Genomic DNA, 23,752 nt, shown 5'->3' with positions numbered 1-23,752 from the left:
CCGCCGCCCCCGGGGCGTCAGCCCAGGCTGAACGCCCCCTCGGGCGGCGGCGGCGAGGCCACCGCGTCCGCGTCCGCCACCGGCGCGGCGCCCCGCATGAACCGGGCCAGCGCCTGCCCCGACTCCACCCGCGCCGGGAACGCGTCGGCGGCGCACCGCCGGGCCGGGCCGGCCAACGGCAGCGGGGCGCGGGAGGCCAGCAGCACCGCGTTGCCGAAGCGCCGGCCGCGCAGCACCCCGGGCTCGGCGATGAGCGCCAGCTCCGGGAAGACGGCCGCGAAGTTGGCCAGCTGGGCCCTGAGGAAGGCGAAGGGCGCCCCGTCGGCCAGGTTCGCCGCGTACAGCCCGCCGGGCCGCAGCACCCGCGCGACCTGCCGCGCGTACTCGACGGAGGTCAGCGGGGCCGGCACCCGCGATCCCCCGAACACGTCGGCCACCAGCACGTCGGCGCTCGCCGGCGGCGCCGCCTCCAGCCACTGTCGGGCGTCGGCGGCGCACACCGTCACGTCCGCCCCGGCCGGCAGCGGCAGGTGCTCCGCCACCAGCTCCACGAGCGGCCCGTCGAACTCCACCACCGTCTGACGCGACCCCGGCCGGGTCACGGCGGCGTAGCGCGGCAGGGTCAGCGCGCCCCCGCCCAGGTGCAGCAGGTCCAGGGCGGCGCCCGGCTCGGCCGCGGCGTCGAGGACGTACGCGAGGCGGCGTACGTACTCGAACTCCAGGTGCTCCGGCTCGTCGAGGTCCACGTACGACTGCGGGGCCCCGTCCACGGTCAGCAGCCAGGCCCGCTCCCGGTCCACGTCCGGCATCAGCTTGGCGGTGCCCTGGTCCACGTCCCGGATCACCGGGATCTGTTCGTCGCTCACCCCACCATTGTCGGGCGCCGTCCGGGCCGCTCAGGCCGCCCAGACCCGCCGCGCCTCGGCCACGTGCAGTTCGGACTGGGCCAGTCCCGCGCGGGCCGCCGGGTCCCGGCGGGCGGGGTCGAGCACGTTGCGGCCGAACGCCTTGCGGGCCTGCGGGCCGGGCGTGATCAGCAGGACCCGCGCGCCCTCCGCCCGCAGCCGCTCCGCCTGCGCGGACGCCGAGGGGATCATCGAGGCCCCGAGCGCCATCGGGGCGAGGATCACCACGCGCCGGTAGCCGGAGGCCACGTCGGCGTTGGCCGGCGAGCGGACGCCGCCGTCGATGAAGCGACGGCCGTCCACCGTGACCGGGGGCCACACGCCGGGCACGGCGCAGCTCGCCGCGACCGCGTCGACGAGGCCGGCCCCGCTGTGCCGGTCGAAGGCCACGAGCTCGCCGCTGTGCGCGTCCACGGCCGTGACGACGAGCCGCCGGTCGGGCCACCGGTGCGAGACGAGCCGACGGCCCAGCACCTCCCGGCGTTCGGCCTCGTCGGCCTCGGTGTCGCAGGCCAGGGCCATCGCGCCGATCCGCCGGCGGTAGCCCGCGGCGTCCCGGGAACGGGCCATGGCCATGGCGTAGCGGGTGAGCAGCCCCGGGCCGAAGCGGGCGACGGTCTCGCCCGCCGGATCGCCGAGCTGGCGTTCGTAGAGTTCGCGCGGGCCGAGCAGCCCGGAGGTGAGCTGGGCGCCGACCACGGAGCCGGCGGAGGTGCCGACGACGAGGTCCGCGCCGGACAGGTCCACGCCCGCGCGGGCGAGCCCGTAGAGGATCCCGCTCTCCCACCCGATGCCGGTCAGTCCCCCGCCGCCCAGCACCAGTGCCGTCTCGCCGCCGCTCATCGCCGCCCCCTCGTTCCGCCCGTGGGCACACCCCTGTGGTGACGGCAGTCTGACGCAGCGGGACTGCCGCCACCACATGCGGGGTCTGTACGGGTGCCCCGCGGGAGCTGTACGGGACCTATCCGACCCGGGTCACGGTCCCCGCCCCCACGGTCCGGCCGCCCTCGCGGATCGCGAAGCCGAGCCCGGCCTCCAGGGGGACGTCGCGCCCGAGCTCGACGGTCATCTCGACCGTCTCCCCGGGCCGGGCCACCCCGACCTCGCCGAGGTCGACGTCGCCGACGACGTCGGCGGTGCGGATGTAGAACTGCGGGCGGTAGCCGGAGGCCAGGGCCGTGCTCCGCCCGCCCTCCTTCGCCGAGAGGACGTAGACCCGCGCGGTGAAGCGGCGGCTCGGCGCGACGCTGCCGGGCGCGGCCACCACGTGCCCGCGGCGCACCCCGTCACGGGGGACCCCGCGCAGCAGCAGCGCGACGTTGTCACCGGCCTCGGCGGACTCCATCGGCTTGCCGAAGGTCTCCAGGCCGGTGACGACGGTCCCGGCGCCCTCGCCGTCGCCGCCGAGCAGGCTCACCCGGTCGCCGAGGCGCACGGTGCCGCGCTCGACGGCCCCGGTGACGACGGTGCCGCGCCCGGTGATGGTCAGGACGTTCTCCACCGGCAGCAGGAACGGCGCGTCCGTGTACCGCACCGGCATCGGCACGTACGTGTCCACCGCGTCCAGCAGCGCCTCGATCGCCCCGGTCCACCTCGGGTCGCCCTCCAGCGCGCCGAGTCCTGAGACCCGTACGACGGGGGCGGTGTCGCCGCCGTAGCCGTGGGCGGTGAGCAGGTCGCGGACCTCCAGCTCGACGAGGTCGGTCAGCTCCGGGTCGCCGGCGTCGGCCTTGTTGAGGGCGACGACGATGTGGTCGACGCCGACCTGGCGGGCGAGCAGGACGTGCTCGGCGGTCTGCGGCATGACCCCGTCGAGCGCGGAGACGACGAGGATGGCCCCGTCGAGTTGGGCGGCGCCCGTGACCATGTTCTTGATGTAGTCGGCGTGCCCGGGCATGTCGACGTGGGCGTAGTGGCGGGTGTCGGTCTCGTACTCGACGTGCGTGAGGTTGATGGTGATGCCGCGCCGGGCCTCCTCGGGGGCGCGGTCGATGCGGTCGAACGGCACGAAGGAGGCGCCGCCGCGCTCGGCGAGGACCTTGGTGATGGCGGCGGTGAGGGTGGTCTTGCCGTGGTCCACGTGACCCATGGTGCCGATGTTGAGGTGCGGCTTGGTGCGCGCGAAGGCCGTCTTGGCCATGATCTCTTTCCCGTGGCTCGAAGCTGGAACGGGACCCCGGAAGCGATCCGACCCTCCCCCTGTGGGGTCCGCCGGACGATCCGGGAAGGGTCAGCTTCGTGCGCCGCCGAGTGCGGCGGGGGCCGCCGCCGCGAACGCCGGGACGGCAGCCTTCGGCGCGTCCGCGACTGCGGACGGCGCTGCGGGGAAGGCCTGCCGGTTCATGAGCCCGATCCTGTCGTACGGGTCGCGGACCGTCGAGCGAATTTCCGCCCGCGCCGCGGTCCGCGGGAACCGTCTCCCGCCGCCGGGCGTTCCCCCGCATGAGGCGCAGATTACGGCGGTGCTCCATATGTGTCGGTTAGTCTCCCGGGATGCCCCTCCTCCTCGCGCCGTGGACCCGCCTGTCGCTCCTCGTCGTGCTGCTGGTCGCGGCCGGGGTGTGCGTCCTGGTCTACGAACCCCAGCGGCTGCTGTCCGAGGGCCTGCCCTCGAACCTGCCGGTCGGTGCGGCGATCCCGCTGTTCGCGGGCGCGTACGGGCTGTGCACGGCGGCGTTCGTGCCGCGCCCGCTGCTGAACCTGGCGGCGGGGGCGCTCTTCGGCTCGCAGCTCGGCATGCCCGCGGCGGTCGGCGGCACCGTCGTCGGCGCGGCGATCGCCTTCGGCCTGGGGCGGAGCATGGGCCAGGAGGCGCTGCGCCCGTATCTGCGCGGGCGCTGGTTGACGGCGGCCGACACCCAGCTGAGCCGGCACGGCTTCCGCTCGATGCTGGCGGTGCGGATCTTCCCCGGGGTGCCCTTCGCGGCGGCCAACTACATCGCGTCGGTCTCCCGCTGCGGCTGGCTGCCCTTCCTGTCGGCCACGGCCCTGGGCACGATCCCCAACACCGCCGCCTACGTGATCGCGGGTTCGAGCGCCTCCTCCCCCGGTTCGCCCGCGTTCCTGGCCTCGTTCGGCTTCATCGCGGTGTCCGGGCTGGTCGCGGCGGTGGTCGCCTGGCGCAAGCGGCACCGGCTGGCCCCGGCCACCCCCTTCCCGTCACCCGGCGTTCACCCTCCTGTGGTCACGGTGACTCCCCACGGGCCCTAGCATCGGGGGCGAACTGCCCGACGATCACAAGGACGAGCGCACCCCGACATGAGCTGGTTCGAATCCCTAATCCTCGGTCTCGTCCAGGGGCTTACGGAGTTCCTCCCGATCTCCTCCAGTGCCCACCTGCGTCTGACCGCGGCGTTCGCCGGCTGGCACGACCCCGGTGCGGCGTTCACGGCCATCACCCAGATCGGTACCGAGGCGGCCGTCCTCATCTACTTCCGCAAGGACATCGCGCGGATCGTCTCGGCGTGGTTCCGGTCGTTGTTCAACCGGTCGCTGCGTTCCGACCACGACGCCCAGATGGGGTGGCTGGTGATCGTCGGCTCGATCCCGATCGGCGTCCTGGGCTACACGCTCAAGGACCAGATCGTGGGTCCGGCCCGTGACCTGCGCCTGACGGCGACGATGCTGATCGTGATGGGTCTGGTCCTCGGCTTCGCCGACTGGCTGGCCTCGCGGGACGCGGAGGGCGGCCGGCACCGGGTGGTGCAGCAGCGCAAGACGCTCAAGGAACTGGGCGTCAAGGACGGTCTGATCTTCGGCCTGTGTCAGGCGATGGCCCTGATCCCGGGCGTCTCCCGGTCCGGCGCGACGATCTCGGGCGGTCTGCTGCTGGGCTTCACCCGCGAGGCGGCGGCCCGCTACTCCTTCCTCCTCGCCATCCCGGCGGTGCTCGCCTCGGGCGCCTTCGAGATCAAGGACGTGATCGAGACCCCCGGCCACATCACCTGGGGGCCGACGATCTTCGCGACCGTCATCGCCTTCCTCGTCGGCTACGCCGTCATCGCCTGGTTCATGAAGTTCATCTCCAACAAGAGCTTCATGCCCTTCGTGATCTACCGCATCCTGCTGGGCATCGCGCTGTTCGTGCTGATCGGCATGGGCGTGCTGAGCCCCCACGCGGGCGAGTCCGGCTCGTAGCGGGTCGCGCGCTCACCGGTTCGCGTGAACGGGAGGCCGATCGGGAACGTTCCCGGGCGGCCTCTTCGTCGTTGTGTCCGAAGGACGGCACGACAGGAGCAGGGGGTGGCCCGCATGAGCCGCGTGGTATTGGAGCGTTTTCCGGCCGGAGGTCCGAGGGGGAGCCGGCCGGCCGAGGAGTACGCCGCCCGGCGCCTGAGCGAGGGGGTTCCGGCGGAGGTGGTGATGGACCTGGCCAGTGACGCGTTCCTGGTCGTGGTGCGGCAGCGGGAGGCGCGTTCCGGACACTGATCCGCCCGCGGGCGCGCCCGGTCCGCGCACGCCCCTTCACCTGGCGGGCCCCGCACCCCAGACTGACCCGATGACGCAGCGTGTGGATCTCGCGACGGTAATGGACCGACTGGCCATCGACGAGCTGATCTCGGGCTACGCGGCGGCCGTCGACGACGGGGACTGGGAGGCCTATCGGGCCCTGTTCACGCCCTCCGGGCGGGCCGACTACGGCTCGGCGGGCGGGGCGGCGGGGCCGGCCGCCGAGGTGGCCGGCTGGCTCGCCACGACCATGGAGCTGTTCCCGGTGCGCCAACACCTGATCGTCAACCGCCGGATACGGCTGGAGGACCGGGGCGGCTACCCGGGCGACGCCGCCGAGGTGCTGGCCGACTTCCTCAACCCGATGCGTCTGCGCGGACCGGACGAGAGCGGGGACGCCGCGACCGCGGTCTCCCCCAACTTCGTCGCGGCGGGCCGCTACACCTTCGCGCTCGCCCGCACCCCCGACGGTTGGCGCATCGACGGGGTCACCGTCCACGAGAAGTGGCGCCGGCTGTCGCTCTGAGCCGCGCCCCGCCGGGGCCGGTCCCACACTGGAAGCGGAGGCGCGTCATGGGCAGGCGACGGACCGGTTGGCGACGTGCGGCGGCCGCGACGGCCGCCGGGGCGCTGCCCTGCCTCGCCTTCCCCGCACCGGGTCTGTGGTGGTTCGCCTACGTCGCCCTCGTGCCCTGGATGCTGTTGCTGCGCTCCGCCCCCACCGGGCGGCGGGCGGTGCTGGAGGGCTGGCTCGGCGGTGCGGGCCTGATCGTGGCGGTGCACCACTGGCTGCTGCCGAGCCTGCACGTGTTCCTGGTCCCGGTCGCGGCCCTGCTGGGGTTGCTGTGGATCCCGTGGGCGCTGCTGGTGCGGGAACTGCTGGGCGGGGTGCCCACGGCGGCTCGCGCGGGGGCCGCGCTGGTCCTGGTCCCGGCGGGGTGGCTGCTCTCGGAGCTGGCCCGGTCCTGGCAGGGGCTGGGCGGGCCGTGGGGGCTGTTGGGGGCCTCCCAGTGGGACGTGGCCCCGGCACTGCGCCTGGCTTCGGTGGGCGGGGTGTGGGCGGTCAGCCTGCTGGTGGTGGCGGTGAACTGCGCGGTGGTGCTGCTGGTCGCGGCGCCGGGGGCGCGGGTGCCCGCGGCGGCGGGGCTGGCGGGCTGCGCGGTGCTGACGGGGGCGGTGTGGCTGTGGGCACCCCGGCCCGCGCCGGCGGGGGCGCTGCGGGTGGCCGTCGTACAGCCGGGACCGGTCCCGGACGGCCCCGAGAGCGCGGAGCACCGCTTCGAGGTCGGCGAGCGGTTGACCCGGACGCTGGTGGGCACCCGTCCGGACCTGGTGGTGTGGGGGGAGAGCAGCGTCGGCGCGGACCTGGCCGCGCGGCCGGACCTGTCGCGCCGGCTGGCGGACCTGGCCCGAGAGGTCGGGGCCCCGCTCCTGGTGAACGTGGACGCGCGCCGTTCGGACCGGCCCGGCATCTACAAGAGCTCGGTGCTGGTCGGCCCCGAGGGTCCGACCGGTGACCGGTACGACAAGATGCGGCTGGTCCCGTTCGGGGAGTACGTGCCGGCCCGCGCGCTGATGGGCTGGGCCACCTCGGTGGGCCGGGCGGCGGGCGAGGACCGGATGCGCGGCGCGGCGCCGGTGGTGATGGACCTGCCCGGCGGGCTGCGGCTGGGGCCCCTGGTGTGCTTCGAGTCGGCCTTCCCCGACATGAGCCGGCACCTGACGCGGGCGGGGGCGGGCCTGCTCGTGGCCCAGTCGGCGACCTCGACCTTCCAGGACAGCTGGGCGCCCGCCCAGCACGCCTCCCTGGCCGCGCTGCGGGCCGCCGAGAACGGCCGTCCCGTGGTGCACGCCACCCTGACGGGGGTCAGCGCGGTGTTCGGCCCCTCGGGCGAGCCGGTCGGGCCGGCGCTGTCGACGTCGCGGAGCACGGCCTTCGTGTACGAGGTCCCTCGGGCCGAGGGCACGACCCTGTTCGTCCGCTTCGGGAACTGGCCGGCGGCGGCGTCCCTGACCGCGCTGGTCCTGTACGGCGCGGTCAGGGGGGTCCGCCGGGTCAGGCCGGCGGGGCCTGCTCCTGCTCCAGGGCCGTCAGCACCACCCGCTCGCACAGCTCGTGGGTGAGGAGCGCGTCCCGGGCACTGAGCGTCGTACCGGCCTCCACGGCCTCCAGGAAGGTGTCGACGACCTGCTCGATGCCGCGCTGGCGGGCCACGGACACCCAGTCCCCGCGCCGCCGTACGGTCGGCTGGCCCTTGTGGTCGATGACCTCGGCGAGGTTGACGACCTGGCGCTTGGCGTCCTGGCCGGACACTTCGAGGACCTCTTCGGTGGAGCCGGAGCGCCGGTTCATGACGCCGAGCGCGGTGAACCCCGCGCCGGACATCTGGAGCACCACCTGGTGCATCAGCCCCTCGCGCACCACGGCGCGGACGTCGATGTGGTCGGCGTCCCCGGGCAGCAGGAAGCGCAGGGTGTCGACGACGTGGATGAAGTCGTCGAGGACCAGGGTGCGGGGGTCCTCGGGGAGCCCGACGCGGTTCTTGTGCAGGACGATCAGCTCGCGCGGGTGCTCGACGCACTGGGCGTAGCCGGGTGCGTGGCGGCGGTTGAACCCGACGAAGAGGGAGACGCCGCGTTCCTCCGCCAGCTCCACCAGGCGGCGGGAGTCGGCGAGTTCGTAGGCCAGCGGCTTGTCGACATAGGTGGGCACGCCGGCCTCCAGCAGCCGCTCCACGATCTCGGGGTGGGCGGTGGTCGGGGCGTGCACGAAGGCGGCGTCGAGGCCCTGTTCGAGGAGCCCGTCGAGGGAGGTGTGGCGGCGCTCGGCCGGGACGTGGTGGAGGGCGCCGATCCTCTCCAGGGTGGCGGGAGTGCGGGTCTGCAGGTGCAGTTCGACTCCGGGGCGGGTGGTGAGGACGGGCAGGTACGCCTTCTGCGCGATGTCGCCGAGTCCGATGACGCCGACCTTCACCGGGTACCTCCTGGTCTGTGCCGTGTGGGTCACCCGCAGCTTAATCCCTGGTGGGAGGGGGCGCGTTCGGCCGGGGTGGGGCGGTGGCCCCCGTAGGATCGGGCCCCTTTCGAACCCTCCGCGACCGCCGGCGGGCGGGGCAGCCGGACGGTCGGCTCGACGTGATCGGGGAGTGCGCGCGCCGCGACGGCCACGCCGACCCGCCGCGCCGGCGCGGCGAGGTGATGGGCGACCGGCGCCGGCGCGAGGGGGGTGTCCGCCGGACACCCCCCTCGCGTCACCCGTGCGGGGTGAATATGGGCTCCGGGTTTTCCCAACGGGGACCTCGCACAGCAGAGTTGCGCGGGTGCATCCAACCCGAACCTCCACGAAACTGCTCCTCGGAGTGGCCTGCGCCGTCTCGGCGGTCTCCGGCTGCGTGAACGTGACGCCGGCGGCGACGCGCCCGCCGACGTCCCCCGCGGCCGGGGTGCCCCCGCACCACGAGCCGCGCGGAGGGCCGGGGACCCTCCCGGTGGTCGTCCAGGCCCCCGCGCTGGAGGCGCTGCGCGCGGTGCCCCCGGAGCCCGGGCGGGCGACGGCACGGGCGACGGCCCCGCTGCGGGCCACCACGCACGCCACCGGCCAGGCGCAGGCGGGGCCCCGGGAGGCCGTTCCCCCGGTGCCGGACATCCCGGAGCCGCTCCGGGTCGAGGAACGCCCGACGGAGCGCCCCGAGGGCCACGGGCGGGCCGGGCGGCCCGACGCGCGGGTACCCCGCGAGCTGATGCGGGAGCTGCCGGTGCGACCGGCCGACGTCTGCGCCCTGGGCCGGCGGCACGGGCGCTGGCACCCGGACAGCCCGGAGGCCCGCATCTGCGCGGGCGTCCGCGACGGCTGAACCCCCGGAGCCGCGCGACCCCGCGCCATCGGCCTACGGTGCCACCGCCCCACGGCGCCATCGGCCTAAGGCGACTGTTCCGGGAAGGGGCCGGGCCCGTCCTGCGCTCCCGGCTCCTGCGCGAGGCGCCGTTCCAGTCGGGCGATGGCGGCGCGTACGCCGTTCCCGTAGCCGTCGTCGGCCAGCGCCGCGGTGGCCGCCCGGGCCCGCGCCAGGTGTACCCGGGCCGCCTCGGGACGGCGCAGCTTGACGTAGTCGGTGGCGAGGTTGAGGTGCAGCGAGGGGTAGAACACGCGCACCGCCCGGTACGGCTGTCCCGGCTCGGGCTCGGCGGACTCCGGCGGCCGGGTGCTCCGTTCCTCCAGCCCGTCGGCGGCGATCAGGGCCCTCAGGTCCCAGGCGAGTTCGTCGGCGGGGTCGTCCTGGGCGTCGGCGAGGTAGTGGGCCAGGGTGCAGCGGTGCAGGCCGTCCCCGTCCTCGCCGAGCTCGGCCCAGAGCTCGGCGAGCCGGTTGCGGGCCTCCTCGCGGTCACCGGCGTGCAGCAGGATGACCGCCTGGCCGATCCTGGTCATGACGGCGTCCTCGGACGCCTCCTGCTGCTCCGTCAACGCGGCCTCCGACTCGCTCCGCCGGATCTTCGCGTTCCGGTCAGCTAGAAGCTAACCGGAGGCGGCGGCTTCGGCGCCGAGGCGCGGTGTGGCGTCAGCCCAGGTCCGGGATCCGCCAGTCAATCGGCTCATGGCCCTGGGCGGCGACGGCCTCGTTGATCTGGGTGAAGGGGCGCGAGCCGAAGAACTTCTTCGCCGACAGCGGGGAGGGGTGGGCGCCCTTGACGATCACGTGCCGCTCGGCGTCGATCAGCGGGATCTTCTTCTGGGCGTAGGCCCCCCAGAGCACGAAGACGACCGGATCCGGGCGCTCGGACACCGCGCGGATGACGGCGTCGGTGAACTTCTCCCAGCCCTTGCCCTTGTGCGAGTTGGCCTCGGCCTCGCGGACGGTGAGGACCGCGTTGAGCAGGAGGACGCCCTGGCGGGCCCACGGCATGAGGTAGCCGTTGTCGGGGACGGGGAGGTCGAGCTCCTCCTTCATCTCCTTGTAGATGTTGCGCAGCGAGGGCGGGGTCTTCACGCCGGGCTGCACGGAGAAGCACAGGCCGTGGCCCTGGCCGGCGCCGTGGTAGGGGTCCTGGCCGAGGACGAGCACCTTCACCTTGTCGAACGGGGTGGCCTCCAGGGCCGCGAACACCTGCTCGCGGGGCGGGTAGACCGGTCCGTTCGCCCGCTCCTTCTCGACGAACTCGAGGAGTTCCCTGAAGTAGGGCTGCTCCAGCTCCCCGCCGACAGCGGGGAGCCAGGACTCGGGCAGCATCTGGGTCACGGCGACAACCTCCGGTACAAGTTCGTGCAACTGCTCAGAACCTACCGGGGGCCACTGACATCGCCTCGACCCGGCCGGCGCATCGCGCCGGCCGGAGCCGTCACCAGCTGGTCTTGCGGTACAGCTCCCACATCTGCATGGCGGTCTGCGGGTCGAGGGCCCGCTCGGCGCCGGCGATGTCCTCGCGCGCGCCGACGTAGAGCTTGCCCTGCCACAGGGGCAGCAGGCGGACGTCCTGGGCGAAGATCTGCTGGGCCGTCTCGAACTCCTTGACGCCGGCCGACCGGTCGCCCTCGCGGCGGGACTTGGGCAGCAGTTCGTTCATGATCTGCGGCGGCTCGTAGGGGGTGCCGACCGCGTTCTGCTTGCCGACGAACGGCGCGATGAAGTTGTCCGGGTCCGGGAAGTCGGGGAACCAACCGCGGCCGAAGACCGGGTACTGGCCGCTCTTGTAGCCCTCCTGGAAGGCGACCCAGGGCTGGCCGCGCAGGTTGACCTTGAAGAGGTTGGTCTCGTCGAGCTGGCGCTTGATCTCGGTGAACTCGTCGGCGGTGGACGCGCCGTAGCGGTCGGTGGTGTACCAGAAGGTCAGTTCCACCGGGGTGGTGATGCCGGCGCCGTTGAGGATCTTCTTGGCCTTCTCGACGTTGGCGTTGCCGTAGAGGTCGAAGAACGGCGTCTTGTGGCCCACGACGCCCTTGGGGACCATCGAGTAGAGCGGCTCGGCGGTGCCCTGGTAGACCTTGGAGACGATGGCGCCCCGATCGATGACCTGGGCGATGGCCTGGCGCACCGCGGGCTTGGCGACCTGCGGGTCGTTCGGGTTGAAGACCAGGTAGCGGATCTCGGCCCCGACGTTCTCCACGACCTGTACGCCCTGGGCGTGCGAGGCGGCGGTCTGGAGGTCCTTGATCTCGGCGGCGGAGAGGCCGCGGTAGGTGGCGTCGATCTCCTTGCCCTTGAGGGCCGCGACCATCTTCTTGGAGTCGGAGAAGTAGCGGATCGTGACGCCGTCGTTGCGGCGGTTGGCGAATCCGACGTAGGTCTCGTTGCGGCCGAGGACGGCCTCGCCGTCCTTCTTGTACGAGGTGAGGACGTAGGGCCCCGAGCCGGTGACCGCGCCGTCGTCGCGGATCTTGCCGGCGGGGTACTCCTTCGGCGGGACCAGGGAGGCGGCCGGCGAGCCCAGCACGTACGGGAACGTCGCGTCGGGGGTGTTCAGGTGGAAGACGACCGTGAGCGCGTCCGGGGTCTCGATCTTCTCCAGGGTTCCGAAGAGCCCGGCGGGACCGAACTTGTGGTTGATCGTCTTGATCCGGTCGAGGGAGTGCTTGACCGCCTTGGAGTCGAGCGGCTCGCCGTTGGAGAACTTCAGGCCCTTGCGCAGGGTGCACCGGTAGGACTCGTTGGCCGCGTCGGTGAACTCGCAGTTCTGCGCCGCGTCGGGCTGCGGCTTGGTGCTGCCCGTCGGGAAGGCCAGCAGGGTCTGGTAGACGTTGCGGTACAGCTCCCAGGAGCCGTCCCAGGCCGCCGCCGGATCGAGGGTGCTCGGGGCACTGGTGGTGCCGACGACGATCCGCTTCGCTTTGTCGCCGCTGTCGTCCGAGAACAGACCGCATCCGGAGAGCAGGGATATGGACGCAACGGCCGCAGCGATCTGCAGGCATCTGGTCCGGTTGAACACGTGCACGCTCCTCGATCAGCCAGGGGTGCGGCAGACCCTACCGCAGTGCATCACAAATCCAATGGGCAGGTTTCGTGAGGCACTTGACCGATTACGTGCACATTAGGTACGCATTTGCCTCCCCCAAGGAGGCAAATGCGTCCGTTTATCGGTCAGTGCACTCCGGCATTGAGGAACATTCCTCCATCGACCACCAGAGTTTGTCCCGTGATCCATTCCGCTTGTGCAGATGTCAGGAATGCGGCGGCTCCGCCGATGTCCTCGGGGACACCGAGCCGGCCCAGCGGGTAGGCGGCCGCGGCCTCCTGCTCCCGGCCCTCGTAGAGCGCCTGGGCGAAGCGGGTCTTCACCACGGCGGGGGCGATCGCGTTCACCCGCACGCCCGGCGCCATCTCGTGGGCGAGCTGGAGGGTCAGGTTGACCATGGCCGCCTTGCTCATCCCGTACGCGCCGATGAAGGGCGAGGCGGAGATGCCGGCGATGGAGGCGATGTTCACGATCGCCCCGCCGTTCTCCTTCTGCCAGGCGTGCCAGGTCCGCTGCGCGAAGCCGAGCGCGGAGATCACGTTCGTCTCGAACACCTTGCGCGCGACCCCGAGGTCGAGGTCGGCGATCGGCCCGAAGACCGGATTGGTGCCCGCGTTGTTCACCAGGAAGTCGACCCGGCCGAACGCCTCCATGGTGCGTTCCACGGCGACGGCCTGGTGGGCCTCGTCGTGCGCCTTGCCCGCCACCCCGATCACCCGGTCCGCGCCGAGCCGCTCCACGGCCTCCTTGAGCGCCTCCTCGTTGCGCCCGGTGATGCAGACCCGGTCGCCCCGCGCGACGAGCGCCTCGGCCACTCCGTAGCCGATGCCCCGGCTCGCGCCGGTGACGAGCGCGACCCGCCCGCTGTCGACGCCGCCGTCGGTGCCGGCGGCCCTGTCGCCGCCCGTGCCGTTGTCCGTCATTTCCTGCGTCCTGCCTCTCGTGGACTCGTGGACTCGTGGACCCGCGCCGTCGGCGGTCGTCAGTTGAGCGGGCCGCCGGCCACGTACATGACCTGGCCGGAGACGAAGCCGGCCGCGTCGCCCGTGAAGAAGGCGATGGCGTTGGCGATGTCCTCGGGACGGCCCACGCGCTGGACGGGGATCTGGGTGGCGGCGGCGGCCTGGAACTCCTCGAAGCCCATGCCCACGCGGGCGGCCGTCTGCGCGGTCATCTCGGTGACGATGAAGCCGGGGGCGACGGCGTTGGCGGTGACGCCGAACTTGCCGAGCTCGATGGCGAGGGTCTTGGTGAAGCCCTGGAGACCGGCCTTGGCGGCGGCGTAGTTGGCCTGGCCGCGGTTGCCGAGCGCCGAGCTGCTGGAGAGGTTCACGACGCGGCCGAACTTGGCCTCCACCATGTACTTCTGACAGGCCCGCGCCATCAGGAACGCACCGCGCAGGTGGACGTTCATGACCGTGTCCCAGTCGGTGTCGCTCATCTTGAAGAGGAGGTTGTCGCGGAGCACGCCCGCGTTGTTGACCAGGATGGTCGGGGCGCCGAGCGTGCTCGCGACGCGCTCGACGGCCGCCTCCACCTGCGCGGCGTCGGAGACGTCGCAGCCGACGGCCAGGGCCCGGCCGCCGGCCGCCGTGATCGCCTCCACGGTGTCCTTGCAGGCCGCCTCGTCGAGGTCGAGTACGGCGACGGCGCGGCCCTCGGCCGCCAGACGGACGGCCGTGGCCGCGCCGATGCCACGGGCCGCCCCGGTCACGATCGCGACGCGCTGCTCGGTGGTGGACATGCTGGATCTCCTCGCCCTCGATAACGGCCGCCCGAGGTGAGCAACCGCTTAGTAGCTTCAGCTGAGGAGACGCTAGGAGCCGTGGCACCCCGTGTCAACGGGACCCGGTACGGGCGGGCCGATCAGCGGACCAACAGGTCCAGGAGGCGTTCCAGCTCCGCCTCCGGATCCGCCGTCAGGCCCGTGTGGACGGGCCCCGGCTGCACCACCGTGCTGCGCGGGGCGATCAGCCAGCGGAACCTGCGCCCCGGCTCGTCGCCCGCCGCCTGCCCGGCCCGCTCGCCGCCCGCGCACAGCCCCTCGACCCCGCGCAGCGCCGCCCGGACCCCGGCCACGTCGGCCGTGGGGTCCAGGGCGAGGAGCTTCGCCTCGTCGAGATGGGTGCGGGCGGCCACGTAGGAGCGCGCCCGGCAGTAGACGACGACGCCGGCGTTGAAGCACTCGCCGCGCTCCATCCGGGGCACCACGCGCACCAGCGCGTATTCGAACACGTCCCGCTTGGTCACTCGCTGTCGCTCTTCTTCTTGTTCGGCTGGGGGGCGAGGCGCTCGGCGAGCCACCCCGGCGGACCGGATCGGGGCCGGACCTCGGCCTCCATCGTGATCCTCTCGTGGATCGTGGCCGCGCGGGGCAGCAGGGCGTCGACGTAGGCGCGTCGGACCGCGTCGGTGGTGTCGAAGCCCGGTTCGTCGACGAGCCACTCGTCGGGCACGTCGGCCGTGACCTCGGTCAGCAGCTCCTCCGTCACCAGCGGGGCCAGCTCGGCCGCGGCGGCCGCGATGTCGGGGCCGACGGGGGCCAGCGCGTGGTCGGAGGCGTTGTAGGGCTTGGCCGCGGCCGCCTTGGCGGTGGGCCAGTTGTGGTGCCAGATCATGGTCGCGCCGTGGTCGATCAGCCACAGGTCCCCGTGCCAGACCAGCATGTTCGGGTTGCGCCAGGACCGGTCGACGTTGTTGATCAGGGCGTCGAACCAGACCACGCGCCCCGCCTCGATCGGGTCGGCCGCATAGGCGAGCGGGTCGAAGCCGAGCGAGCCGGGCAGGTAGTCCATCCCGAGGTTCAGGCCGCCGCTGGCCTTCAGCAGCTCCTGCACCTCCTGGTCGGGCTCGGCGAGCCCGATGACGGGGTCGAGGTCCATGGCCACCAGCCGCGGGACGCGCAGGCCCAGCCGCTGGGCGAGGCGCCCGCAGACCACTTCGGCGACCAGGGTCTTGCGGCCCTGACCGGCTCCGGTGAATTTCATGACGTAGGTACCGAGATCGTCGGCCTCGACGATCCCCGGGAGCGAGCCGCCCTCACGCAAGGGCGTGACGTAACGGGTCGCGATCACTTCGGACAGCATCCGCCCAGGTTACGGGGGTCAGCGCGCGGAGTCCCACTGGTCGAGCAGCGCTCCGGCCGTGGTGATGGTCGCCACGAGCGCGAGGGAGTTGCGGATCACCTCGGCGGTGCAGGAGGCGGGGACCCCGGCGATGGCGTCGGCCGGGACGACGACGTCGTAGCCGAGGTTGACCGCGTCGAAGACCGTGTTCGGGATGGCGATGTTGGAGGAGACGCCGGTCACGACGAGGGCGCGAACGCCCAGGTTGCGCAGCAGGGCGTCCAGGTCGGTGCCGGCCATCGGGGAGAGCCCGTGCAGCCTGCGCACCACCAGGTCCTCGTCGGCGACGGTGATCGGGGCGGCCACCCGGACGGCCCGGCTCCCGCTCAGCTGGCGGACGGGGAGCCTCCCGGCGGCCCGGAAGAGGCGCGCGTTGGCGTTCGCCCCGCGCCCGTCGGGGCGGCGTTCCGCCACCGCGTGCACCACCTGTACGCCGGCGGTCCGCGCGGCGTCGACCAGCTCGGCCACCCGCCCGAGCATCCCGGAGCGGCGGGCCTCCTCGGCCAGTGCGGGCAGGGCGCTCTCCTCCCCCACGACACCGTTCTGGCACTCGACGGTGAGCAGCGCGGTCGTGGCGGGATCGAGTTCCTGCATGGCTCCCCCTGGTGTGGCGACGGCGGAGCCCGCATGATTCCTGACACACAGTCAGTTGTGAAGGGGTGCGGAGCCGATGGACGAGGCGAAGACGGCACGGACGGCCCAACGAAGGGGCCGGCGGATCATGATGTCCGACGCGGAGGTGGACGCCTTCCTGCGCGGGGAGCGGACCTGCCGGGTGGCCACCGTCTCCCCGGACGGTCGGCCGCACGTGGGCGCCCTGTGGTTCGTCTGGGACGGCGCCTCGTTGTGGCTCTACTCGATCACGCGCAGCCGCCGCTGGTCCGACCTGCGCAAGGACCCGCGGATCTCGGTGGTGGTGGACGCCGGGGAGTCCTACGACGAACTGCGCGGGGTGGAGCTGGCCGGCAGCGCCGTCTTCGTGGGCGAGGCGCCGCGCACCGGGGAGCCGTGCCCGGAGCTGGAGGAGCCGGAACGGCTGTTCCCCGTGAAGAACTTCGGGATCCCGACGATGCCCCACGACGGCCGCCACGCCTGGATCCGGCTCACTCCGGACACGGTCGTGTCCTGGGACTTCCGCAAGCTCGGGGGGACCGGGGTCGGGGCCCGCTGAGGGCGCCCCTCCCGCCGCGGACCGCCCGGCCCCCTCCCGCCGCGGACCGCCCGACCCCGTCGCCTCGGCCGTACCGGCGGCCGGCCGGTCAGACGCGTGCCGCCGCCTCGTGCAGGGCCTCGACGGCCGCCCGGATGGAGGGGCGGCGGCCCGCGTCCGCCCGCCAGACGACGTAGACGTGCCGTCGTACGGTGTCGCAGACCGGCAGCAGCCGCACCCCCGCGGGCACGGGCCCCCGGCCGAGCCGGGGCGTCACGCACACGCCCAGCCCGGCCTCCACGAAGGCGAGTTGGGTGTGGTGCTCCTCGGCGATGTGCGCGATGCGCGGTTCGATGCCGGTGCCGCGCAGGGTGAAGACCAGCCACTCGTGGCAGAACTGGCCCTCGTTCCAGGAGATCCAGTCGTCCTCGGCGAACTCCGCGAGGGAGATCCGCGTCCGGTCGGCCAGCGGGTGGTCGGCCGGGACGGCGATGTCGACGGCGTCGTCCAGGAGGTGGGCGCGGGTCAGTTCGGCGGGCACGGGCATCCGCTTGTTGTGCCAGTCGATGGCCAGGGCCAGGTCGAGGTCCCCGCGCACGACCGCCGCCATGCTCTCCTCGGGCTCCCGCTCCCGCACCAGGGCCCGCAGTTCGGGATGTCCGGCGCGCAGCGTCCGCAGCGCGCCGGGGAGCAGTCCGCGCATGGCGGTGGGGAAGGCGCCGATCTTCAACTCCCCCACTGCACAACCCCGTTGAGCTTCGACATCGGCCTGGGCCAGTTCGACCTGGGAGATGATGCGGGCGGCGTGGTCGGCCAGCAGCCGGCCCGCGTCGGTGAGCCGGACCCCGCGGCCGTTCCTCGTCAGGAGCGGCTGGCCCACCTCCCGCTCCAGCTTGGCCATCTGCTGGGAGACGGCGGACGTGGTCACGTGGAGTCCGCCCGCGGCTCCGCTGACCGAGCCGTGGCGGGCGAGGGCGTCGAGGGTGCGCAGGCGCTCCAGGTTCAACATGTAAGCGATGCTACGCCGTCGCGGCCAGTAACTCTCGCTTGTCCTACGAGATCCCGCGCAGCAGAGTGGGCACATGAGCGCCCCCGCCCCCTCCCGCCCCCACGTCTCCCCCTCGACCGCCCCCGCGCCGACGGCGCCCACCGCGCCGACCGGGCGGGCCTGCGCGCCCGCCGCCGGCTCCGCCGCGGTCGGCTCCGCCGTGCGCCGCCCGGACTGGCGGCTGCGCTTCGCCTTCCTCTCCGTGGTCTGGGGCTTCAGCTTCCTGCTGATCAAGGTGGGCACGGAGGCCTTCGCCCCGTTCCAGGTGGCCCTCGGCCGGGTCCTCTTCGGCGCGCTCGCCCTGCTGGCCGTGTTGGCGGTCCGCCGCGAACCGCTCCCCCGGGGCCCGCGCACCTGGGCTCACCTCACGGTCGCGGCGCTGCTGCTGAACACCCTGCCGTTCTCGCTGTTCGCGTACGCCGAGCTGTCCATCCCGTCGAGCCTGGCCGGGATCTGCAACGCGACCTCCCCGCTGTGGGGCATGGCGCTCTCGCTGGTCGCCCTCTCCGAGGACCGTCCCACGCGCCGCCGCTTCGCGGGCCTCGGCATCGGCTTCCTGGGCGTGCTGACCGTCCTCGGCGCCTGGCAGGGCTTCTCCGGCATCGACGCCCGGGGCACCGCGCTCGCCCTGCTGGCCTCGCTCTGCTACCCCATCGGCTGGATCTACGTCCGGCGCACCCTGGCCGGCACCCCCGGCTCGCCGGTGGGGCTCACCGGGGCGCAGCTGATGGTCTCGACCCTCCAGTTGGCCGTCGTCAGCGCCCTGTTCACCTCGGCCCCCGCCGGCTTCCCCCTGTGGCCGACGCTGGCGGTGGTGGCGCTCGGCGCCCTCGGCACCGGAATGGCGCTCCAGATGCAGTACGGGCTGGTGACGGAGGTCGGGCCGACGACCGCGCAGATGGTCACGTACTTCATCCCGGTGATCGCCACCACCGCGGGCGTCCTGGTCCTCGGCGAGCAGCTGCACTGGAACACGCCGGTCGGCGCGGTGATCGTCCTGGCGGGCGCGGCCCTCACCCAGGCCCGCCCGGCGCCCGCCAAGAGCGCCTGACGGGGCCCGCGCGGGGCCGGCCCGCGCCGGCCGGGCGCTCCCCGGTCCGTCAGTCGAAGCGTCCGCCCGCGACGGGGCGCACCGCCCGGTCCACGGCGTCGGCCAGGGTCTCCACCTCGCGCGGGTCCAGGTCCGAGACGGTGATCCGTACGCCGGGTCCCGACTCCACGCGGAACCGGGCTCCGGCCGTGACCCCCCAGCCCGCCGTCAGCAGCCGGGTGACCACCGCCGTCTCGTCGGCGACGGGGATCCACACGTTCATCCCGCTCCGGCCGTGGGCGGCCACCCCGCGCGCCGCGAGCGCCGCGATCAGGCCGTCGCGGCGCAGCCCGTAGGCCCGCGCGACCGCCGTCGCGTCCACGGCGCCGGAGCCCCACAGTTCCACCACCGCGTACTGGAGCAGCCGGCTGACCCAGCCCGGCCCCAGGCGCTGCCTGCCGCGCACCCGGTCCAGGGTCACCGCGTCCCCCGTGAGCACGGCGAGGCGCAGGTCGGGCCCGTACGCCTTGGCCGTCGAGCGGATCAGCGCCCAGTGGCGGGTGGTGCCGCCCACGGGGTGCAGCGGCAGGTCCACGATGCCGTCCCCGTGGTCGTCGTCGACCACCACCACGCCGGGGTGCCCGGCCAGCAGTCGCCGCAGTTCGGCCGCCCGCTCGGCGCCGACCGCCGCGCCGGTGGGGTTCTGCGCGCGGGCCGTCACGACCAGCGCGCGGGCGCCGGCGGCGAGGGCCCGCGCGACCGCCTCGGGCCGGGGCCCGTCGTCGTCGACGGCGACGGGGACCGGCGTGAGCCCCAGTGCGGGCACCAGGTCCAGCACGCTGCCCCAGCCGGGGTCCTCGACGGCCACCGCGTCACCGGGCCGCAGGTGCGCGGCCAGGACCCGTTCGATGCCGTCCGCCGCTCCGGAGGTGACCGCGATGTCGGCGGCCCGGACTCCGTCGCGCGCGAAGCGTTCCCGGGCGAGCCGTTCGAGGTCCTCCACGACGGGGGCCTCGCCGTAGAGGGTCGGCGAGGCCGCGTACCGCAGGGCGGCGGTGCGCAGCGGCCCCTCCAGGGAGGGCAGCAGCCCCACGGCGGGATTGCCCCGGGTGAGGTCGCGTACGTCGGCCGGCACCGCCGTGCGCAGCGCGTCGCGCGGCGTGGTGGCGGGGCGCGCGAGCACGCGGCTGCCGCGCCGCCCGTCGGTGCGGATGACGCCGCGTTCGCGCAGGGTCCGGTAGGCCGCGGCGACCGTGTTGGGGTTGACGCCCAGCTCGGCGGCCAGCTCGCGCATCGGCGGGAGCAGCCGGTCGGGCGGGAGCGCGCCCGTGGCGACGCCGTTCTCGATGCTCGCCGCGATGTCGGATGCGCGGCTGCCTCTGATCCGATAGTCTCCTAGCACAAACCACATTATGCACTAGTGCAATGGAGTTCGCATCATGGCCACCATCCAGGCACCGACCGGGTCCGCCGGGACCCCCGCCGCGCCCTCCTCGTACGAGCCCACCGACCGCACCGTCCCGAGCCGCTCCCGCAACCGGGCGCACTACGACCGCGAGACGGTCCACTCGATACTCGACCAGGCCTACGTCTGCCACCTCGGCTTCGTCCGCGACGGTGCCCCCGTGGTCCTGCCGACCCTCTTCGGCCGGGTCGGCGAGACCCTCTACGTCCACGGCTCCACCGGATCGCGCCCGCTGCTGGCCGCCGGCAAGGCCGACCCGGGCCTGCCGGTCTGCCTGACCGTGACCCACGTGGACGGGCTGGTGCTGGCGCGCTCGGCCTTCCACCACTCGATGAACTACCGCTCGGTGGTCGTGCACGGCGTCGCCCACCAGGTCACCGACGCGGACGAGTGCCGCATGGCCCTCGACGCCCTCGTCGACCACGTGGTCCCCGGCCGCTCCGCCGACTCCCGGCCGGCCAACGCCAGGGAACTGGCGGCCACGGCGGTGATCCGCCTGGACCTGAACGAGGTGTCCGCGAAGATCCGTACGGGCGGTCCGAACGACGACGCCGAGGACGAGGGACTGCCCTTCTGGTCGGGCGTGGTCCCGGTCGCGCCGGCGTACGGGACCCCGATCCCGGCCGCCGACCTGACCCCCGGCGTCGCCCTGCCGGACTACCTCGCCGCGCTCTGAGGCTCGGGGGCGCTCCCGCCCCCGAGCCCCCCGTCCCGCGGCCGGCCCGACCGGCCCGCCGCGTCACCGCCGCTCGCCCCGGCGCCGGAGCCCGTCCGCTCCAGCGGCCCGCGCGCCTCGGACACGATCAACGCGCCGACCGACGACAGCAGCAGGGCGGTGCCCAGCACCACCGCGCCGGTCAGCCGCTCCCCCAGCAACCCGACGGCGAGGGCGGCGGCGCTCACCGGCTCGATCAGCATGATCACCGAGACGGTCGCGGCCCGTACGGAAGCGGCTCCCGTGAAGTAGAGCGCGTACGCCAGGGCCGTCGGCACCACGGCCACGTACACCAGCAGCGCGAGCACCCGGCCCGGTTCGGCCGTGTGCGGCAGCAGCCCTTCCGACCAGGCGAGCGGCAGCAGGCACACCGTGCCCACCCCCGCCGACCACGCGGTGGTCACCAGGGGGTCACCGCCCTCGCCGCGCCGCCCGAGCCACCTGGCCCGCAGGGTCATCCCGGCGTACCCGGCGGCCGACAGCAGCGCCCAGCCGACCCCGAGCGGCCGCACCTCGGCGTCCCCGCCGCCGAGCACCAGCACGCCCAGTCCCGCGAGGGCCCCGCCGACGGCGACCGCGCCGCCCGCGCCCAGGTGTTCGCCCATCCAGCGCCGGCCGCCGAGCGCGATCAGCACGGGCCCCGCTCCGAGGGTGACCACGGTGGCGACGGTCAGGCCGGTGTCCCGCACGGCCGCGAAGTAGGCGGCCTGGAACAGGGTGAACAGCAGGCCCGTGCAGATCAGCGAGCGCGCCGAGGGGCGCCGGGCCGCGGGGCGCCGCCGGGCGGCCGCGGGTCGGCGTACGGCGAGCACCGCGAGCAGCACCGCGAGGCCGCCCGCGCAACGCCAGAAGGTGAGGGCGAGCGGGCCCAGGTCACTGGCCGAGAAGAGGAGGGACGCCGCGGCGCCGGCGGTGCCCCAGGCGGCTCCGGCGACGACGAGGTAGAGCAGGCCGCGCCCGAGGGCGGGCGAATGGTTCGACACGTGATGTCTCCGCGCGTGCGTGAAGGATGAGGAGGAAGGTCATCGCTTCGCGGGCAGCGCCGACGGACCCGGGGCGTCCCCGGGTCGGTCGTTCGGTGTGTGGAGGCCGCCCGCGCTAGGCGGCGGGAGGCGGAAGCACGGTCGAAGGCATGGACAGCACCCTACCCGGTACCCGGCCGGCGCGCTCCGGCCGCCCTCCCCCGAAGGTCGCGACCTACGCCGCGCTCGTCTCCCGGTCCGGCTCGGCGGGAGCCGGGGCGGGCGTCCGCTCGGCCCGCGCGGACTGGGCGATGAAGGCACCGCCGAGCACCAGCCCGCCGCCCACGATCTGCGGGAGCGAGAGGTGTTCGCCCAGCAGGATCCACGCGAGGACGGTGGCGATGACGGCCTCCAGGCAGGCCACCACGCCCGCCACCTGCGGGGACAGCCTGCGCACCGAGACGACGCCGGTCAGGTACGCGAACACGGTCGCGATCAGCACCACCCAGCCGAGCAGGGCCAGGGCGGGGACGTCCAGCTTCCCCAGCGCCGCGTCGCCGCCCAGCACGCCCCAGTCCATCTCCCAGGGCCGGGCGATCACGGTCATCACGGCGGCGCCGATGAGCATGCCGTACGCGATCACGCCCAGCGGGTCGGGCGCGTCCTCGCCGTCCGCGCCCTGGTCGGCGAGGACGAAGTAGAAGGCCTGGCAGCAGGCGGCGCACAGGCCGAGCAGCACGCCCAGCGGGTCGAGGCTGAGCCCCGCCCAGATCTCGACCACGCAGGCCAGCCCCACGACGGCCACGGCGGCGCCGGCCGCCGCGGCCCGGGTGACGGGCTTGCGCTGGACGAAGCGGATCCAGCCGAGCAGCAGGGCGGGACCGAGGTACTCCAGCAGCAGGGCGACGCCGACCGGGATCCGGGACAGGGAGGCGAAGTAGAAGGCCTGGACGCCCGCGACGGCGACGAGGCCGAAGCCGGCGAGCAGCAGGGGTTTGCGCAGCAGCAGGTCGCGGTGGCGCCAGGCCAGCGGGGAGAGCACCAGGGCCGCCCCGGCCACCCTCAGCCACACCACGTGCAGCGGGTCCAGACCCGCCTCGATCAGCGGCTTCGCCGCGACTCCGGAACCACCGAACGCACACGCCGAGACGAGGGCGAGGCCCAGCCCGGCGTTCTTCCCTGACGCTTGCATCCGGCCATCATGACAGGCGGGGTCAGGAGCGTCATCGGGGTGACACCTGTTGAGACACACCCGAGATCCATTCGCCGGCCACCCTCGAATCTGACAGGTCGTCAGTCTTGAATGTTCCGGTCGCCGGGGTTACGTTCCGCCGCACGTACCCGACGAGAAGGGGTGGACCCATGGCCGAGGTCACCGCGGAATCACGCATCGAGGCACCCGCCGCGAGGCTCTGGGCCCAGCTGACCGACTGGGACGCGTACGGGCAGTGGAGCATGACGCACACCGACTTCCCCAAGGGCGGCCCCCAGAGCCTCGCCGTCGGGATCACCTTCTCGGAGAACATGAAGATGATGGGCTTCCCCGCGGAGGTCCTCTGGACGGTGTCGGAGCTGGAGGACGAGCACCTCTTCGCGATCACCGGGAAGGGCCCGATGGGCGTGGCGGTCCTCACCCGGTACACGCTGACCGCCGACGGCGACGCCACGACGGTCCGCATCGACGGGGAGTTCAGCGGCGCGGCCGTGTCCCTGATGGCGGGCAAGCTCAAGGACTCGGCGACCGCCGCGCTGAACGAGTCGCTGCGCAAGCTGGCCGCGCTGGTGGCCTGAGCGGCCCACCCCCGACGAACGCCGGACGGACGGACGACGCGGCAACGGACGACGCGGCAACGGACGGCCCCGGGAACGGACGGCCCCGGGAACGGCGGCGCGCCCCACGAGAGCCGCCCTCCAGCTCGACGGGTTTGGGCGGGGTCTTGCGGCCGAGCGCGCCGGCG

General features: G+C 73.8%; 26 protein-coding genes. 10 read left to right on the top strand and 16 right to left on the bottom strand.

Annotated elements, in window-relative coordinates; all coding sequences use genetic code 11:
* Positions 1-17: 17 nt before the first annotated feature.
* The 3 genes from AB0D01_RS13055 to tuf all read right to left on the bottom strand — a co-directional run bounded on the left by AB0D01_RS13055 (position 18) and on the right by tuf (position 3,045).
* Positions 18-809, bottom strand: a complete 792-nt coding sequence (locus AB0D01_RS13055; RefSeq protein WP_363055390.1) for a fused MFS/spermidine synthase — start codon at positions 807-809, stop codon at positions 18-20.
* Positions 810-896: 87 nt separating this feature from the next.
* Positions 897-1,748: a patatin-like phospholipase family protein gene (locus tag AB0D01_RS13050; RefSeq protein ID WP_363055208.1), complete on the bottom strand. Its 852-nt coding sequence runs from the start codon at positions 1,746-1,748 to the stop codon at positions 897-899.
* 118 nt (positions 1,749-1,866) lie between these two features.
* Positions 1,867-3,045: an elongation factor Tu gene (tuf, locus tag AB0D01_RS13045; protein WP_363055207.1), complete on the bottom strand. Its 1,179-nt coding sequence runs from the start codon at positions 3,043-3,045 to the stop codon at positions 1,867-1,869.
* A gap of 353 nt (positions 3,046-3,398) precedes the next feature.
* On the opposite strand from tuf, the gene AB0D01_RS13040 reads away from it, so the two are divergent.
* From AB0D01_RS13040 to lnt, 5 genes are all read left to right on the top strand, one after another.
* Positions 3,399-4,115, top strand: a complete 717-nt coding sequence (locus AB0D01_RS13040) for a VTT domain-containing protein (protein WP_363055206.1) — start codon at positions 3,399-3,401, stop codon at positions 4,113-4,115.
* Positions 4,116-4,163: 48 nt separating this feature from the next.
* Complete coding sequence (locus tag AB0D01_RS13035; RefSeq protein ID WP_363055205.1) at positions 4,164-5,042, top strand: undecaprenyl-diphosphate phosphatase; 879 nt, start codon at positions 4,164-4,166, stop codon at positions 5,040-5,042.
* A 114-nt stretch (positions 5,043-5,156) separates the two neighbouring features.
* Positions 5,157-5,333: a hypothetical protein gene (locus tag AB0D01_RS13030; RefSeq protein ID WP_363055204.1), complete on the top strand. Its 177-nt coding sequence runs from the start codon at positions 5,157-5,159 to the stop codon at positions 5,331-5,333.
* Between the two features lie 70 nt (positions 5,334-5,403).
* Positions 5,404-5,880 (top strand): nuclear transport factor 2 family protein, encoded by a 477-nt coding sequence (locus tag AB0D01_RS13025; RefSeq protein ID WP_363055203.1) that lies wholly within the window; start codon positions 5,404-5,406, stop codon positions 5,878-5,880.
* 47 nt (positions 5,881-5,927) lie between these two features.
* On the top strand, positions 5,928-7,478 hold the full coding sequence (gene lnt, locus AB0D01_RS13020; RefSeq protein ID WP_363055202.1) for an apolipoprotein N-acyltransferase: 1,551 nt from the start codon (positions 5,928-5,930) through the stop codon (positions 7,476-7,478).
* Here the strand turns inward: lnt and AB0D01_RS13015 are convergent.
* Positions 7,411-8,328, bottom strand: coding sequence for a Gfo/Idh/MocA family oxidoreductase (locus AB0D01_RS13015; RefSeq protein ID WP_363055389.1), 918 nt, complete (start codon positions 8,326-8,328; stop codon positions 7,411-7,413). The two genes, lnt and AB0D01_RS13015, sit on opposite strands and share 68 nt — an antisense overlap.
* A 346-nt stretch (positions 8,329-8,674) precedes the next feature.
* Between AB0D01_RS13015 and AB0D01_RS13010 the strand changes: the two genes are divergently transcribed.
* A complete protein-coding gene (locus AB0D01_RS13010; RefSeq protein ID WP_363055201.1) occupies positions 8,675-9,208 on the top strand; it encodes a hypothetical protein in 534 nt (177 codons plus the stop codon).
* A gap of 65 nt (positions 9,209-9,273) precedes the next feature.
* On the opposite strand, the gene AB0D01_RS13005 is transcribed toward AB0D01_RS13010, so the two are convergent.
* From AB0D01_RS13005 to AB0D01_RS12970, 8 genes are all read right to left on the bottom strand, one after another.
* On the bottom strand, positions 9,274-9,816 hold the full coding sequence (locus AB0D01_RS13005) for a hypothetical protein (RefSeq protein ID WP_363055200.1): 543 nt from the start codon (positions 9,814-9,816) through the stop codon (positions 9,274-9,276).
* Positions 9,817-9,910: 94 nt separating this feature from the next.
* On the bottom strand, positions 9,911-10,579 hold the full coding sequence (ung, locus tag AB0D01_RS13000) for a uracil-DNA glycosylase (protein WP_363055388.1): 669 nt from the start codon (positions 10,577-10,579) through the stop codon (positions 9,911-9,913).
* Between the two features lie 109 nt (positions 10,580-10,688).
* Positions 10,689-12,272 (bottom strand): ABC transporter substrate-binding protein, encoded by a 1,584-nt coding sequence (locus AB0D01_RS12995; RefSeq protein WP_363055199.1) that lies wholly within the window; start codon positions 12,270-12,272, stop codon positions 10,689-10,691.
* A gap of 152 nt (positions 12,273-12,424) precedes the next feature.
* Positions 12,425-13,222: an SDR family oxidoreductase gene (locus AB0D01_RS12990; protein ID WP_363055198.1), complete on the bottom strand. Its 798-nt coding sequence runs from the start codon at positions 13,220-13,222 to the stop codon at positions 12,425-12,427.
* A gap of 59 nt (positions 13,223-13,281) precedes the next feature.
* Entirely contained in the window at positions 13,282-14,043 is a 762-nt protein-coding gene (gene fabG, locus AB0D01_RS12985; RefSeq protein ID WP_363055197.1) for a 3-oxoacyl-ACP reductase FabG, read from the bottom strand.
* Between the two features lie 122 nt (positions 14,044-14,165).
* Entirely contained in the window at positions 14,166-14,549 is a 384-nt protein-coding gene (locus AB0D01_RS12980; protein WP_363055196.1) for a DUF3037 domain-containing protein, read from the bottom strand.
* Positions 14,546-15,385 (bottom strand): HipA family kinase, encoded by an 840-nt coding sequence (locus AB0D01_RS12975; RefSeq protein WP_363055195.1) that lies wholly within the window; start codon positions 15,383-15,385, stop codon positions 14,546-14,548. Before AB0D01_RS12975 ends, AB0D01_RS12980 begins: the two co-directional genes overlap by 4 nt.
* Before the next feature lie 18 nt (positions 15,386-15,403).
* Positions 15,404-16,018 (bottom strand): cysteine hydrolase, encoded by a 615-nt coding sequence (locus AB0D01_RS12970; protein ID WP_363055194.1) that lies wholly within the window; start codon positions 16,016-16,018, stop codon positions 15,404-15,406.
* A 127-nt stretch (positions 16,019-16,145) separates the two neighbouring features.
* Here AB0D01_RS12970 and AB0D01_RS12965 point away from each other — a divergent pair, with 127 nt between their 5' ends.
* Positions 16,146-16,595: a pyridoxamine 5'-phosphate oxidase family protein gene (locus AB0D01_RS12965; RefSeq protein ID WP_363055193.1), complete on the top strand. Its 450-nt coding sequence runs from the start codon at positions 16,146-16,148 to the stop codon at positions 16,593-16,595.
* An 88-nt stretch (positions 16,596-16,683) separates the two neighbouring features.
* Here AB0D01_RS12965 and AB0D01_RS12960 read toward each other — a convergent pair whose 3' ends face one another.
* On the bottom strand, positions 16,684-17,583 hold the full coding sequence (locus AB0D01_RS12960) for a LysR family transcriptional regulator (RefSeq protein ID WP_363055192.1): 900 nt from the start codon (positions 17,581-17,583) through the stop codon (positions 16,684-16,686).
* A gap of 73 nt (positions 17,584-17,656) precedes the next feature.
* On the opposite strand from AB0D01_RS12960, the gene AB0D01_RS12955 reads away from it, so the two are divergent.
* Positions 17,657-18,673 (top strand): DMT family transporter, encoded by a 1,017-nt coding sequence (locus AB0D01_RS12955; protein WP_363055191.1) that lies wholly within the window; start codon positions 17,657-17,659, stop codon positions 18,671-18,673.
* Positions 18,674-18,722: 49 nt separating this feature from the next.
* Here the strand turns inward: AB0D01_RS12955 and AB0D01_RS12950 are convergent, their stop codons facing one another.
* Positions 18,723-20,054, bottom strand: coding sequence for an aminotransferase class I/II-fold pyridoxal phosphate-dependent enzyme (locus AB0D01_RS12950; RefSeq protein ID WP_363055190.1), 1,332 nt, complete (start codon positions 20,052-20,054; stop codon positions 18,723-18,725).
* Positions 20,055-20,091: 37 nt separating this feature from the next.
* Here AB0D01_RS12950 and AB0D01_RS12945 point away from each other — a divergent pair, with 37 nt between their 5' ends.
* Positions 20,092-20,793, top strand: coding sequence for a pyridoxamine 5'-phosphate oxidase family protein (locus AB0D01_RS12945; protein WP_363055189.1), 702 nt, complete (start codon positions 20,092-20,094; stop codon positions 20,791-20,793).
* Here the strand turns inward: AB0D01_RS12945 and AB0D01_RS12940 are convergent.
* Positions 20,775-21,815 (bottom strand): DMT family transporter, encoded by a 1,041-nt coding sequence (locus AB0D01_RS12940; RefSeq protein WP_363055188.1) that lies wholly within the window; start codon positions 21,813-21,815, stop codon positions 20,775-20,777. The genes AB0D01_RS12945 and AB0D01_RS12940 overlap by 19 nt on opposite strands.
* A 214-nt stretch (positions 21,816-22,029) precedes the next feature.
* Complete coding sequence (locus AB0D01_RS12935) at positions 22,030-22,986, bottom strand: EamA family transporter (protein WP_363055187.1); 957 nt, start codon at positions 22,984-22,986, stop codon at positions 22,030-22,032.
* A gap of 170 nt (positions 22,987-23,156) precedes the next feature.
* On the opposite strand from AB0D01_RS12935, the gene AB0D01_RS12930 reads away from it, so the two are divergent.
* Positions 23,157-23,585, top strand: a complete 429-nt coding sequence (locus AB0D01_RS12930; protein WP_363055186.1) for an SRPBCC family protein — start codon at positions 23,157-23,159, stop codon at positions 23,583-23,585.
* Positions 23,586-23,752: the final 167 nt, after the last annotated feature.

Origin of the sequence: Streptomyces sp. NPDC048606 (genome assembly GCF_040650855.1) — a bacterium.
Classification (GTDB): Bacteria; Actinomycetota; Actinomycetes; order Streptomycetales; family Streptomycetaceae; genus Streptomyces.
The sequence above is the reverse complement of the archived record's forward strand: the minus strand, read 5'-3'. Positions and strand labels throughout refer to the sequence as shown.

What these genes read in the sequence shown, in the direction of transcription:
- AB0D01_RS13055 (WP_363055390.1), bottom strand. Translation starts at nt 809, where the DNA reads ATGCCGGACGTGGACCGGGAGCGGGCCTGGCTGCTGACCGTGGACGGG.
- AB0D01_RS13050 (WP_363055208.1), bottom strand. Translation starts at nt 1,748, where the DNA reads ATGAGCGGCGGCGAGACGGCACTGGTGCTGGGCGGCGGGGGACTGACC.
- tuf (WP_363055207.1), bottom strand. Translation starts at nt 3,045, where the DNA reads ATGGCCAAGACGGCCTTCGCGCGCACCAAGCCGCACCTCAACATCGGC.
- AB0D01_RS13040 (WP_363055206.1), top strand. Translation starts at nt 3,399, where the DNA reads ATGCCCCTCCTCCTCGCGCCGTGGACCCGCCTGTCGCTCCTCGTCGTG.
- AB0D01_RS13035 (WP_363055205.1), top strand. Translation starts at nt 4,164, where the DNA reads ATGAGCTGGTTCGAATCCCTAATCCTCGGTCTCGTCCAGGGGCTTACG.
- AB0D01_RS13030 (WP_363055204.1), top strand. Translation starts at nt 5,157, where the DNA reads ATGAGCCGCGTGGTATTGGAGCGTTTTCCGGCCGGAGGTCCGAGGGGG.
- AB0D01_RS13025 (WP_363055203.1), top strand. Translation starts at nt 5,404, where the DNA reads ATGACGCAGCGTGTGGATCTCGCGACGGTAATGGACCGACTGGCCATC.
- lnt (WP_363055202.1), top strand. Translation starts at nt 5,928, where the DNA reads ATGGGCAGGCGACGGACCGGTTGGCGACGTGCGGCGGCCGCGACGGCC.
- ung (WP_363055388.1), bottom strand. Translation starts at nt 10,579, where the DNA reads ATGCTGCCCGAGTCCTGGCTCCCCGCTGTCGGCGGGGAGCTGGAGCAG.
- AB0D01_RS12990 (WP_363055198.1), bottom strand. Translation starts at nt 13,222, where the DNA reads ATGACGGACAACGGCACGGGCGGCGACAGGGCCGCCGGCACCGACGGC.
- fabG (WP_363055197.1), bottom strand. Translation starts at nt 14,043, where the DNA reads ATGTCCACCACCGAGCAGCGCGTCGCGATCGTGACCGGGGCGGCCCGT.
- AB0D01_RS12975 (WP_363055195.1), bottom strand. Translation starts at nt 15,385, where the DNA reads ATGCTGTCCGAAGTGATCGCGACCCGTTACGTCACGCCCTTGCGTGAG.
- AB0D01_RS12970 (WP_363055194.1), bottom strand. Translation starts at nt 16,018, where the DNA reads ATGCAGGAACTCGATCCCGCCACGACCGCGCTGCTCACCGTCGAGTGC.
- AB0D01_RS12965 (WP_363055193.1), top strand. Translation starts at nt 16,146, where the DNA reads ATGATGTCCGACGCGGAGGTGGACGCCTTCCTGCGCGGGGAGCGGACC.
- AB0D01_RS12960 (WP_363055192.1), bottom strand. Translation starts at nt 17,583, where the DNA reads ATGTTGAACCTGGAGCGCCTGCGCACCCTCGACGCCCTCGCCCGCCAC.
- AB0D01_RS12955 (WP_363055191.1), top strand. Translation starts at nt 17,657, where the DNA reads ATGAGCGCCCCCGCCCCCTCCCGCCCCCACGTCTCCCCCTCGACCGCC.
- AB0D01_RS12945 (WP_363055189.1), top strand. Translation starts at nt 20,092, where the DNA reads ATGGCCACCATCCAGGCACCGACCGGGTCCGCCGGGACCCCCGCCGCG.
- AB0D01_RS12935 (WP_363055187.1), bottom strand. Translation starts at nt 22,986, where the DNA reads ATGCAAGCGTCAGGGAAGAACGCCGGGCTGGGCCTCGCCCTCGTCTCG.
- AB0D01_RS12930 (WP_363055186.1), top strand. Translation starts at nt 23,157, where the DNA reads ATGGCCGAGGTCACCGCGGAATCACGCATCGAGGCACCCGCCGCGAGG.